This is a genomic window from Kitasatospora sp. NPDC024654, from assembly GCF_055559155.1.
The window spans coordinates 29,357-40,486 of record NZ_JBVHLF010000070.1 but is presented as its reverse complement, the minus strand read 5'-3'; the positions used below and the strand labels follow the sequence as shown (position 1 = coordinate 40,486).

At 74.0% G+C, this 11,130-nt stretch carries 9 protein-coding genes; 3 read left to right on the top strand and 6 right to left on the bottom strand.

Annotation, left to right across the window (positions count from 1 at the left end):
• Positions 1 to 193 precede the first annotated feature (193 nt).
• The 3 genes from ACZ38L_RS30135 to ACZ38L_RS30125 all read right to left on the bottom strand — a co-directional run bounded on the left by ACZ38L_RS30135 (position 194) and on the right by ACZ38L_RS30125 (position 3,599).
• Complete coding sequence (locus ACZ38L_RS30135; RefSeq protein ID WP_465699144.1) at positions 194 to 2,329, bottom strand: SpoIIE family protein phosphatase; 2,136 nt, start codon at positions 2,327 to 2,329, stop codon at positions 194 to 196.
• A gap of 410 nt (positions 2,330 to 2,739) precedes the next feature.
• The gene (locus ACZ38L_RS30130) at positions 2,740 to 2,979 is read right to left on the bottom strand and encodes a hypothetical protein (RefSeq protein WP_465699142.1); all 240 of its coding nucleotides are present in this window, start codon (positions 2,977 to 2,979) and stop codon (positions 2,740 to 2,742) included.
• Positions 2,980 to 3,035: 56 nt separating this feature from the next.
• Positions 3,036 to 3,599 (bottom strand): GNAT family N-acetyltransferase, encoded by a 564-nt coding sequence (locus tag ACZ38L_RS30125; protein WP_465699140.1) that lies wholly within the window; start codon positions 3,597 to 3,599, stop codon positions 3,036 to 3,038.
• Between the two features lie 240 nt (positions 3,600 to 3,839).
• On the opposite strand from ACZ38L_RS30125, the gene ACZ38L_RS30120 reads away from it, so the two are divergent.
• Entirely contained in the window at positions 3,840 to 5,375 is a 1,536-nt protein-coding gene (locus ACZ38L_RS30120) for an MptA/MptB family glycosyltransferase (RefSeq protein ID WP_465699138.1), read from the top strand.
• Between the two features lie 64 nt (positions 5,376 to 5,439).
• On the opposite strand, the gene ACZ38L_RS30115 is transcribed toward ACZ38L_RS30120, so the two are convergent.
• The 3 genes from ACZ38L_RS30115 to ACZ38L_RS30105 form a co-directional block, all read right to left on the bottom strand.
• Positions 5,440 to 6,858 carry a sugar porter family MFS transporter gene (locus ACZ38L_RS30115; protein WP_465699136.1) on the bottom strand — a complete coding sequence of 473 codons (1,419 nt, stop codon included), beginning with the start codon at positions 6,856 to 6,858 and terminating at the stop codon, positions 5,440 to 5,442.
• Between the two features lie 319 nt (positions 6,859 to 7,177).
• Positions 7,178 to 9,316, bottom strand: coding sequence for a caspase, EACC1-associated type (locus ACZ38L_RS30110; protein ID WP_465699134.1), 2,139 nt, complete (start codon positions 9,314 to 9,316; stop codon positions 7,178 to 7,180).
• Between the two features lie 5 nt (positions 9,317 to 9,321).
• Positions 9,322 to 9,747 carry a hypothetical protein gene (locus tag ACZ38L_RS30105; RefSeq protein ID WP_465699132.1) on the bottom strand — a complete coding sequence of 142 codons (426 nt, stop codon included), beginning with the start codon at positions 9,745 to 9,747 and terminating at the stop codon, positions 9,322 to 9,324.
• Positions 9,748 to 9,897: 150 nt separating this feature from the next.
• Between ACZ38L_RS30105 and ACZ38L_RS30100 the strand changes: the two genes are divergently transcribed.
• Together ACZ38L_RS30100 and ACZ38L_RS30095 are read left to right on the top strand one after the other, a co-directional pair.
• A complete protein-coding gene (locus ACZ38L_RS30100; RefSeq protein WP_465699130.1) occupies positions 9,898 to 10,485 on the top strand; it encodes an NAD(P)-binding domain-containing protein in 588 nt (195 codons plus the stop codon).
• Between the two features lie 19 nt (positions 10,486 to 10,504).
• Positions 10,505 to 10,918, top strand: a complete 414-nt coding sequence (locus ACZ38L_RS30095; protein ID WP_465699128.1) for an ATP-binding protein — start codon at positions 10,505 to 10,507, stop codon at positions 10,916 to 10,918.
• Positions 10,919 to 11,130 lie beyond the last annotated feature (212 nt).

The following is an 11,130-nucleotide window of genomic DNA, read 5'->3' as shown; positions in this document are numbered from 1 at the left end:
GGGGCGGTGGGCAAGCCCCACCCCCACACCCATCGGACCCCCCCCCCCCCCCCCCCCCTTTTCCCCCCCCCCCCCCCCCCCCCCCCCCCCCGACACCTGTGTGGTCTTCGCGGGACCGCCGCCTGGTGGCGGGTCGCGTCCGCCGGTCGTGGGGCGGTGGTCTGTCGTGCGTCGGGTTCCGGCGGATCCGTCCTCAGGAGGGGTCGGCGGGCCCGGGCGGGGGTGGGTCGGTGGGGCGGGTGCGGGCGATGAGCAGGGCGACGTCGTCGGTCTCCTCCGGGTTGCGCAGCGCGTCCAGGAGCAGGTCGCAGGTGGCCTCCAGCGGGCCGTGGCGGTCGGTGAGCAGGTCGAGGAGTTTGTGCAGGCGTACGTCGATGTCCTGGCCGCGGGTCTCGACCAGGCCGTCGGTGTAGAGGACGAGTTGGTCGCCGAGCGCCAGGTCGAGGGTGACGGCCTCGAAGGGGACGCCGCCGACGCCGAGCAGGGCGCCGGTGGGCAGGTCGAGGAGTTCGGCCGGGCCGGCGGCGTGGACGAGGGCGGGTGGCAGGTGGCCGGCGCTGGCGATGTGGCAGCGCAGCAGGTGGGGGTCGTAGACGGCGTAGACGCAGGTGGCGATCGACTCGTCCAGGCCGGTGGTGATGCGGTCCAGGTGGTACAGGACGTCGGCGCAGCCGAGTTCCAGGCCGGCCAGGGTGCGGGCGGCGGTGCGTAGTTGGCCCATGGTGGCGGCGGCGTTGATGCCCCGTCCCATGACGTCGCCGACCACCAGGGCGGTGCGGTCGCCGCTGAGCGCGACGACGTCGAACCAGTCGCCGCCGGCCTCTCCGGCGGCCCCGGCGGGCTGGTAGCGGTAGGCGACCTCCAGGCCCGGCTGGCGCGGTGGGCGCTGGGGCAGCAGGTGGCGTTGCAGGGTCAGGGCGGCGCGGCGTTGGCGCTGGTACCAGCGGGCGTTGTCGATGCAGACCGCCGCGCGGGCGGCCAGTTCGCCGGCCAGCAGGACGTCGTCGTGGTCGAAGGGGCGCGAGGGGCGGGTGCGTTTGAGGTCGAGGACGCCCAGGACCTCGCTGCGGGCGATCAGCGGCACCGCGAGGTAGGAGTGGACGCCGGCTTGGGCCAGCAGGCGGGCGGCGGGCAGGTCACGGGCGATGGCGGGCAGGTCGTGGGCGCCGATGTGGGAGACCAGGACCGCGCGGCCGGTGTTCGCGCAGCGGGTGACCAGCCGGTCCGCGCCGTAGCGGCACGGCTCGCCGACCGGGTCGGCGGCCTGGGCGGCGGGGGTGGGGCGGGCGGTCTTGACGGCCAGCGCCCGGAAGGCCAGCTCGCCGGGGGCGACGTCGCCGGCCCACCGGTCCTCCAGCACGTCCAGGACGGACTCCAGGACGTCGACGGTGGCCACGTCGGCCAGCTCCGGGACGGCGACGTCGGCCAGCTCGCGGGCGGTGGTGTCCAGGTCGAGCGTGGTGCCGATGCGCACCGAGGCGTCCGCGATCAGGGCCAGCTGGCGGCGGACGGCGGCGGCCTGGAGGGCCGCGCGGTGCTGCTCGGTGACGTCCAGGACGGAGATCGCCAGGCCCAGCGGCCGCCCGGCGGCGTCCTCCAGGCGGAAGTACGAGGCCCGCCAGGCGTGGTCGTTGTCCGGGTCGGCCGGGGTGCGGCCGAGCACGGTCTTGTTGACCAGCGGCGTTCCCTCGGCCAGCACCCGGCGCATCGAGGACTCGATCTCCCGGGTGTCCAGGAGCGGCAGGGCCTCGCTGGGGGTGCGGCCCAGGTGCTGCTCGGCGCGGACGCCGTTGATGCGTTCCAGGGCCGGGTTGACCAGCTGGTAGCGCAGCTCGGTGTCCAGGACGGCCAGGCCGATCGGGGACTGCGTGACCAGGCGCTCGGACAGGGCCAGACCGCGTTCGACCCGGCGGACGGTGGCCCGCTCCGAGGCGATGCCCAGGGCGTAGCCGCGGCCCCGCTCGTCCTGCAGGCGCATGTTGCGGAACTCGGCGAGCAGGCGGCGGCCGTCCTTGTGGCGTACCGGGAAGGCGCCGGCCCAGGGGCCCTCGCCGGCCATCACCTTGGCGAACAGGGTGAGCACCAGGTTCAGGTCCCGCTCGTCGACGAGCAGTTTGGCGGCGGGGCGGCCCAGGGCCTCCTGGGCGGTGTAGCCGAACAGGTCCTCGGCCTGCGGGCTCCACAGCACGATCCGTCCGTCGTCGCCGAGCACGATCGCGGCGACCGCCAGGGTGTCCAGCAGGCTGCCGGGGGCGAGCGGGCCGATCCCGGGGACGGGGGCGGGCGTGGGGTCGGGCCCGGACGGATCGCTACCGCCGCTACCGCTCATGCCAGCCACTCCTCCCGGCGCGTTGCGGCACGCGGACAGCACGGGTGCGGGCGCGCTCGGTGTCCCTTCCTCGCGTGCGCCCGGCCGCGCCTTTCCATCGTCTCCCCCGCCCCGCACGAAGGGCAGCCCCAGCGCCCGGCGCCGACCTGCCCGATCCGCCGGCGGGGGAAGCGGCGTTCGGCGTACCGCTTGGCCGGCGGGGCCGGGGCGAGGCGGAGGGTCTCGGCCTTCTCCTGCGACGCGCGCGGCACCGGGGACCCGGGACGCGCCACAGGGGGGCGGGCCAGGTGGGCGGACCCGCCTGCGGGCGTGGCGTAGGGACCCCGGGCGGGCTGGAACCGTGCGGCCGGGCGGGTGACGTCCGTTCAGGGGGCGGCGGGCGCGCCCCGGTCGTGTGCGGGGACGGTGCCTCAGGCCTCGCCGGGGTGCCAGGCCGGCCACTCCCAGGGGCGGTCCTCCCAGTGCACCTGCCGCGGGTCGTCCAGGTCGATGCCGGGGAACAGCCGCATCGCCTCGGCCTTGAACTCCTGCGGGTCGACCGGCTCCCAGCCGTGGCCCTTGAAGTGGGCCAGGCGGTAGCGGCTGTCGGTGCGGAACTCGGCGACCTCGATCAGCGGTTCACCGGGCGTGGCGCTGGCGTTGCGGTTCATGCCGCCAGGGTGTGGCAGGCGCGGGCGGCGTGCATCCCGGGCGGCCCGTTGGGGGCCTACCGGCCGGGCCGCCCGTCGTCGGGGCGTCGGGCGCTCAGCAGCAGCCCCTGGCCGCCGGCGAAGGTCACGCCCTGGAAGCCGTCGCCCGTGCGTTCCGCCGTGAAGCCGAGCGCGCGGTGCAGGTCGAGGGAGGCGCCGTTGCGGGCGGAGACCAGGCACCACACCCGCCCCGCGCGCTCCCACACCCACGCCATTCGCCAGCGGGTGAGCGCGGCGCCCAGGCCCCGGCGCCGCCAGTGCGCTGCCACCGTGACCCCGGTCAGGTAGTAGCCGGCGGGCGCGGCGTCCACCGGGTGCTCGGGCAGCAACGCGGCGCTGGCGTAGCCGGCGAGTTCGCCGGCCACCCGGGCCGCGACCAGCGTGGCGTCCTCGCGCCGAAGGGCCCGCGCGATGCGCGCGCGCCACTGGGGGGCCGTGTCGCCCCGCGCGTGGGCCTGCAGCGCGGCGAGCGCGTCCACGTCCCCCTCTCCCGCCGGCGTCAGCGTCGCCTCCACCGCGACCGGCCGCTCGGGCGGGTGCGGCTGGTACGTGGCGAACGGCCAGCTGGCATCCGTTGACATGCCCGCGAGCCTATCGGGCCCGGCGGTTCGTCCCCGCCCCGGTGGCGGGCGCCCGGGCGGGTAGCGGCGATGTACCGGCCCGGTAGCGCGGCGACTCGCGAAAGGGAGGAAACCATCGCATGTCGCCGCGCGCCGCGCCGCTCATGCCCGGCCGGAACCCCGATGTGGCACAGATGTTCGATCTTGGTGTGGGACCCTCGTGCGGCGCATCCCACTCCCCCGAAGATCGAGGTCACAGGCGTGTCAGCGAGATCCCTGTCAGCACCGCGCCGTCCGGCATCCCCCGCGGCGGTGGCCGGGCCCGACGCGAGAGGCCGCCACCGCCGTGGTGGCGGTGGGCTGGGCGGCGCGGTGCTGGCGGCCTGCGCCGTCTGCCTGGTCCTGATGGTCGTCCTGGGCCTGCTCGGGCCCTCCGCGGTCGAGCCGGTCTTCGGCGCCGCCGGCGTGCTCCCGCCGTGGTTCGCCCACGCCCACCCGGGCGACCTGCTGGTCTGGGTGCTGGTGGCCGTGGTGCTCGCGGCCGGTACCGCGGCGGTGGCCGGTGGCCTGGTCGCCGTGCGGCGTGGCTGGGCTCCGCACCCAAAGCGGCTGCTGGCGGGCGGGGTGGTGGCGGTGGCCGCCCTGCTGCTGGTGCCGCCGCTGGGGACCACCGACCCGCTCAACTACGCCGCCTACGGGCGGATCGCGGCGCTGGGCCTGAACCCGTATCGGGTCACCCCCGCCGGCCTGGCCCAGACGGGCGACCCGGTGGGCCGGTTGTCGCTCGCCGAGCCCTGGCTGCACACCCCCTCGGTGTACGGCCCGGTGGCGACCGCCACGCAGTGGGCCGCCTCCCTGCTCGGCGGCGCCTCGATGCTGCGCACGGTGTGGCTGCTGTCCGTGCTCGGCGGCGCGGCGTTCCTGCTGACCGGCGCGCTGCTGCTGCGCCTGGCCGGAGCGGACCCGGCGCGGCGGGTGCGCTCCCAGCTGCTGTGGACCCTCAACCCGGTGCTGTGGTGGAACCTGGTGGCCGGTCCGCATGTCGACACCCTGGGAGCGCTGTGCGTGGTCGCCGCGTTCTGGGCGCTGCGCCGCTCGCCCGTCGCCGCCGCCCTGGGCCTGGCCGCGGCGGGTGCGATCAAGCTGACCATGGGCGTCTTCGCGCTGCCCTTCGCCTGGCAGCTGCGGCACGAGCGGCGGCGGCTGGCCGTCGCCGCGCTGGCCGGGGCCGCGGCGCTCGCGGTCGGCTACGGGCTCACCCCGCAGGCGATCGGCAACGCGCGGGCCGTCAGCAACCAGGCCGCCGACGGCACGCCGTGGCAGCTGCTGCAACGCAACCTGCTCATCCCGCTGTTCGGCACCGCCGGCTCCAACCTGGCCACCACCGCGCTGGAGTTGGTCACCGTCGCGCTGCTGGTCGTGCTGGTGTCGGCCGCGCTGCCGCAGGACGTCGAGGGCGCCGGGGCGGCCCAGCTGGCCGCCCGCCCGGCGCTGGCGTTCGTGCTGGCCTACCTGCTCGGCACCGCCTACGTGCGGCCCTGGTACGAGGCGATCGCCTGGCTGCTGCTGGCGATGCTGCCGCGTTCCTGGTTCGACGTGGTGGCCCTCGCGCACACCACGCTGCTGACCCTGGTGTACGACCCCGGTCTGGCCCACGTCCTCACCCCGCACTGGCTGTACGCGCTGGTGCTGCAGATCGCCTACCGCCTGGTGCCGTACGGGCAGGTGCTGCTGCTGGCCGCCGTCGCCGTCGGGTGCCTGCGACAGATCCGCCGCCGGCGCCGGGCCCTGGCGTGACGGCGACGGGCCCGTTCCGCAGGTGCCGCGGAACGGGCCCGTCGTGGTGCCGGGTTCGGGGCGATCAGCCCATCTCCTCCAGGGACTTGCCCTTGGTCTCGCGGACGAACTTCACCACGAACGGGATGGACAGCGCCGCGAAGACGGCGTAGATGACGTAGGTGCCGGACAGGTTCCAGTCCGACAGCGTCGGGAAGGTCACCGTGATCAGCCAGTTGGCGATCCACTGCGCGGCGGCCGCGACACCGAGCGCCGCGGCGCGGATCCGGTTGGGGAACATCTCGCCCAGCATGACCCAGACCACCACGCCCCAGGAGAGCGCGAAGAAGAAGACGAAGGCGTGCGCGGCGATCAGCGCCAGCAGGCCGTGGCCGTGCGGGAGCGCGGAGTCGGCGCCGTGGCGGGCGGAGAACGCCCAGGCCTCCAGGGCCAGCGAGATGGCCATACCGGCCGAGCCGACGATGGCCAGCGGCTTGCGGCCCACCCGGTCGACGAAGACCATCGCGACCACCGTGCCGATGATGTTGATGATCGAGGTGGTGAACGAGTAGAGGAACGAGGAGCTCGGGTCGATGCCCACCGACTGCCACAGCGTCGAGGAGTAGTAGAACGCGACGTTGATGCCGACCAGCTGCTGGAAGACCGACAGTCCGATGCCGACCCAGACGATCGGCAGCAGGCCGAACCGGCCGCCCAGCAGGTCCTTGAAGGTGGAACGGTGCTCGCTGCGCATGGCGTGCTCGATCTCGGCGACCCGGGCGTCCAGGTCCGCCTGCTCGCCCTCGACCTCGGCGATCACGGCCTTGGCACGGTCGATCCGGCCGGTGGAGATCAGGAAGCGCGGCGACTCGGGGATCGCGAAGGACAGCAGCCCGTACAGCGCGGCGGGGACCACCATCACGCCCAGCATCAGCTGCCAGGCCTCCAGGCCCAGCACGTGACCGCGCTGGTTGCCGCCGGCGGCCTGCAGGATGCCGTAGTTGGCCAGCTGGGAGACCGCGATGCCGATCACGATCGCGGCCTGCTGGAAGGAGCCCAGACGGCCGCGGTAGGCGGGCGGCGCGACCTCGGCGATGTAGGCCGGGCCGATCACCGAAGCCATGCCGATGCCGATGCCGCCCAGCACCCGCCACAGCGCCAGGTCCCAGAGCGAGAACGGGAGCGCCGAGCCGACCGCGCTCACCGTGAACAGCGCGGCGGCGATCTGCATCACCCGGATCCGGCCCAGCCGGTCGGCCATCCGGCCGGCCAGCGCCGCGCCGATCGCGCTGCCGATCAGCGCGACCGCGACCACCTGGGCCAGCTCACCCGAGCCGACCTGGTACTTGTCCCGGATCGCGGAGACCGCGCCGTTGATGACCGAGCTGTCGTAACCGAAGAGGAAACCGCCCATCGCGGCGGCGGCTGTGATGAAGATGACGTGCCCGAGATGGTCCGAGGTGGCGGGCCTGCGGGCTTGCCGCGCCGGGGCGGTGCTGGTCACCTGAACTCCTAGTGCCTGACGTGCCTGACGGAACGGGCAGGGCAGGCATGATGGTCAGGTGTTCAGATAGTGAATTGACCCGGCACGCCTTTGTCCCGTCCAGCTTGAGAAGTTGAGCATAAACCCGAACTCTTGCCCGGCCAAGGCCGGTGTTGTCATCAAGAAATGAACGAGCGCGTTCATGCCAGCTCCCGGGGTCCCGGGGCGGGCACGAGCGCGGGCACCACCGAGGGCCGCCTCCCCCGGCTCCGGGCGGGGAAAGCGGCCCTCTCTGACGCGGTCGAGGCCGGACGTGCGGGGCCGGCGCGGCCGCGGGTCCTCATCCCACCGGGCCGCGCAGCAGCACGGTCGTGGACAGCGCGAGCACGGCCGCCGCCGCGGCCTGCACCAGCACGAACCAGGGCGCCGACAGCTGGAAGCCGGCCACGTCGGCGCCCAGGTAGGCGTAGCGCGGGGCCAGCAGCAGGGACCCCAGCAGGAAGTACACCTCGGGCCCGAAGTAGGCCCAGGCGGCGGCGGTGACGAAGCGCCGCTGCTCGAGGTCGCGCGGCTCGATCAGGGCGGCGGCAACGCACAGCGCGCCCATCGGGAGCACCGCGAGCAGGGCCCCGATCGGTCCGGCCGCGTCCGACAGCGTCCCGTTCGTGTCCGGCACCGCGACGAACAGCAGCACGAGTTGGAGCGCGACCGCGCCGAGCGGCAGCCAGGCGAGCGGCCGGCGGCCCCCCGGCGGGCGCGCATCGAGCCGCCGGGGAACGGCGGGCAACGGCCACAGCCGGATCACCAGGGCGCCGATCAGGGCGAGGACGGCCGTGAACTCCAGCCAGGCGAAGACGTCCGCGTCGTCGTGCAGCAGTTCGACCGCGTCGGTGAGGTAGTAGGCGGCGCAGGCGAAGACCAGGCCCAGGCCCGTGGTGCGTCGCGCGTCCGAGCGCTCCAGGGCGAGCAGGCCGGCCAGGAGCAGGGCCGCGCGCAGCACGAAGTACCCGGCGCCGATGACGCTCGAGTGGTGCAGGGTGGAGGCCTTGGCGAACGGCCACGCCGTGAGGATCACCGCGCCCAGGGCGATGACCACGCGCTGGTCGGCGGCCCAGGTGCTCCAGGTGGCCCGGTCCCTCCAGGCCTCGGGCGGGGCGGAAACGCTCCCGCGGGCCCACAGCCGTCCGGTGCCCGGGGCGGTCACCGGGATCTCGAACTCGCCCAGGCGGTTGAGGACGCTGACGGTCCCGCGGGCCGCTGCCGTGTGCTCCGGCAGCGCGGCCGGATCGACGGTGACCTTCACCCAGGCGCCAGCTGGATCGGACGCCTCGCTCTGGGTCACCTTGAACCAGCGCGAGGTGGTGGTGGCCTGGAAGACCCGGGCCAGTGGCGAGCCCACCAGCTTGACGGTCCGCGCGGGCGCGGGCTCGCCCGGGGGCGTCTCGGCGAGGTCGATCCGGTCGGGGACCGCCTTGAGCTGGGCCTCCTCCAGCGCGGCGGTGGCCGCCGCGGAGACCTCCTTGCTGTCGTCGTCGGTCAGCCGGCGCAGCAGGTCCAGTGCGCCCACCGCCCGCCCGTGATCCTCGTCCAGCAGGATCCGCCGCAGCTCACGGACACCGGCCAGCCGGTCGGCGGCCCTCTCCTGGCCGGCCCGGGAGACCAGCTCCGGCGGGAGCTCGGCCGCCACCAGACGCGCGGCCGGCGGCGCCCAGCCGATGACGAGCCTGCCCTGCAGGTCCACCCACTTCTGCGGGGTCTGGTGGCTGGTGGTGGCACGCACCCGGGCGTAGACGTACTCGTAGAGTTCGTCGACGTCCACCAGGCCGTCCCCGTCGGCGTCGGCCGCCCCGGTGCGCAGGCCCTCCACCAGCGCGCCGGTGAACACCGACGGCGTGCGCCGACTGGTCCGGGTCAACCGGTCGTCCTCGAAGGCGTACTCGGTGGCGCTGGAGGCGGTGATCACCACCCTGCCGCGCCCGTCCGGCGGCGCGCCGGGGCCGGTGATGGGAGGTGACAGGAACGAGGTCACCACGTCCACCGTGTCGTCCGCGCGGGCCCGCACGCCCCTGGAGAACGCGCCGCCGTAGCAGCAGTCCAGGAAGAGCGCGACACGGCGGGCGCGGCTGTCGAACATCTCGGCGTTGACGAAGTGCGCGGCCACGCCGGTCGCGGGCAGCCGGGTCGGCACGGTGTCCGAACCGGCGAAGTACAGGGCGCCGTCCGGCCCCTTGAGGCCGTGGCAGGAGAAGTGCAGCAGCAGGAAGTCGTCGGGCTTGCGGTCGGCGAAGAAGTCGGAGATCTCCCGCCGGATGACGTGGGACGGCTGGTTGTGGATCACCCGTACCTGGAACCGCCCGATCTGCGGGTCGCCGAGGACGGCCTGCAGGGCCTCGGCGTCGTGTGCGGGGGCGGCGAGTCTGCTCAACCCCTCGTGTTCGTAGAGGTCGTTGGCCACGATCAGGGCGTAGCGGTCGGCCACGCTGATCAGCCCGCCTGTCCGCTACCGGCCTGCTGGATGCCGGGCTGCTGGGCGGCTTCCAGGCCGTGTGCTTTCAGCCAGGCCTCGACCAGGCGCTGTTCGGTCTGGGCGCCGGCTCCACTGACGACCAGCCGGTCGCCGCCGAGGGTGATCTCCACGCTGTGGGCGCCCGGGTCCCGGGTCAGCCAGCCGCGGATCGTCTGGACCACCTGACGCAGGGTCTGCGGCGCCTGGGCGATGGTCACCAGCAGGCTGCCGACCTGGGCGACGTCCACCGCCCGGGTGCCGGGCGGGGCCTGGCCGGCGCTGACGGAGGTGACGTCCTGGACGTCGAGTTCGAGCAGTTCGCCGCGGAGTTGGCCGGTGGAGCGCTCCAGGCGCTCCATGTCGTCGTCCGCCGCCCGTAACCGAAGGTGGATCTGCACTGCCACTGGTTCGCCCCCTCACCTGTCCGGCCGGGTGGGCCGAACATGGATTCGTCCGTGCATCAAGGTACCGCCGAGGATAGGGCGTTGTTCGTCGTGAGGGAGGGGAAATCCGCTGCCTCGGCGGTGACTCGGGCGCCGGGGCGGGTCGGGTGAGTGGGTGGCCGGTGCGGTGGTTGGCGGGCGTCACAGACCGGGTGGGGAATCGCTGGCGGACCTGGGCTCAGCGGGCACTGGCCGCTCGGCCGGTCGCGCGAAGGAGCGGGAGCCCTCGTGCGGGTCGGATTCACCGGCTTGGGTGCCAGGGGCCGGGAGATGGCCGGGCGGCTGTTGGAGGCCGGACGCCGGGTGCGGGTGTGGAACCGCCCCCGGGCCGGTTTGCCAGTATGGGTTACAAGCTTGCCAGTTGAGGTTCCAAGGGGCACTCTGCAGGCACAGGTGATGACGCTCCGTCACATCGAAGTTGTGATGACTTGGAGCCTCTCCATGCCCGTTCGAGCCTCTCGCCCTGGCAGTGTCCCGGTTCCCCTGCCGGTGCCAGCTGCCTGCCACGACATGACAGCAGGCCGGGGTGTCCGTCTCGGCGCGGCCGATCCGAGCCCGGGCGGCCGTCAACGAGCCGTCCTCCCTGATGGCCCCTCCGGCTGGGCCGCGTACTGGCCAGCCACACGTACCGCACCCCGAAGGACCGACATGCCCGCAACGCTCAATACCCCCCTCTGCCTCTGCCGAGCCGCCTTGTAGCACTTCATGGACCGTACCGATGGACTGTAGCGCCGTCCCCACCACGCGCAGGTGGGCCGTCGCCACGCTGCGCTCCTGGCTGGCCGATCTGCCCGACAGCTACGCGGACACCGCCGCGCTGGTCGTATCCGAGCTGGTCACCAATGCTGTCACGCACGCCGCAGGCAGCGGACCGGTCACCGTTGATCTCTGGCTGACCCCGCGCGGGAACCTCGTCGTCCAAGTCGCCGACGGCTCCCCGACCCCGCCCATCCCGCGCCGGCCGTACGACGACGACACCCGCGGTCGCGGCCTAACGGTGATCGCCGCCGAGACCATCGCATGGGGATGGCGACCCGACGGGAAGGGCAAGTTCGTCTTCGCGACAATCGCGATGCCCGGCACACGGCCACCGGACATCCGGTGCCGTATCGAGGTGTCGACCGACATCTGAACGCACGGGCAGTATGCCGGCCCACCGTCAACCGTTCGTCACATGCGGCGGGTTGGGCTGGTACGGGCCTGGTGGTCGGTGACGCATGCGGCGCCTTGACAACCATCGGCCCGTCCACGGTCAACGCCGCGTGGCGCCGGTGCCCGGCCGGTAGTGCGGGAAGCACGGGATGCAGGCTCCCCGACCCTCGTCAGATCAGAGCGGTGGTCAGC

Bases quoted from the DNA above. Each gene is read 5' to 3' on its own strand.
- ACZ38L_RS30095 (WP_465699128.1), top strand. From the start codon at position 10,505: ATGGACTGTAGCGCCGTCCCCACCACGCGCAGGTGGGCCGTCGCCACG.
- ACZ38L_RS30135 (WP_465699144.1), bottom strand. From the start codon at position 2,329: ATGAGCGGTAGCGGCGGTAGCGATCCGTCCGGGCCCGACCCCACGCCC.
- ACZ38L_RS30125 (WP_465699140.1), bottom strand. From the start codon at position 3,599: ATGTCAACGGATGCCAGCTGGCCGTTCGCCACGTACCAGCCGCACCCG.
- ACZ38L_RS30130 (WP_465699142.1), bottom strand. From the start codon at position 2,979: ATGAACCGCAACGCCAGCGCCACGCCCGGTGAACCGCTGATCGAGGTC.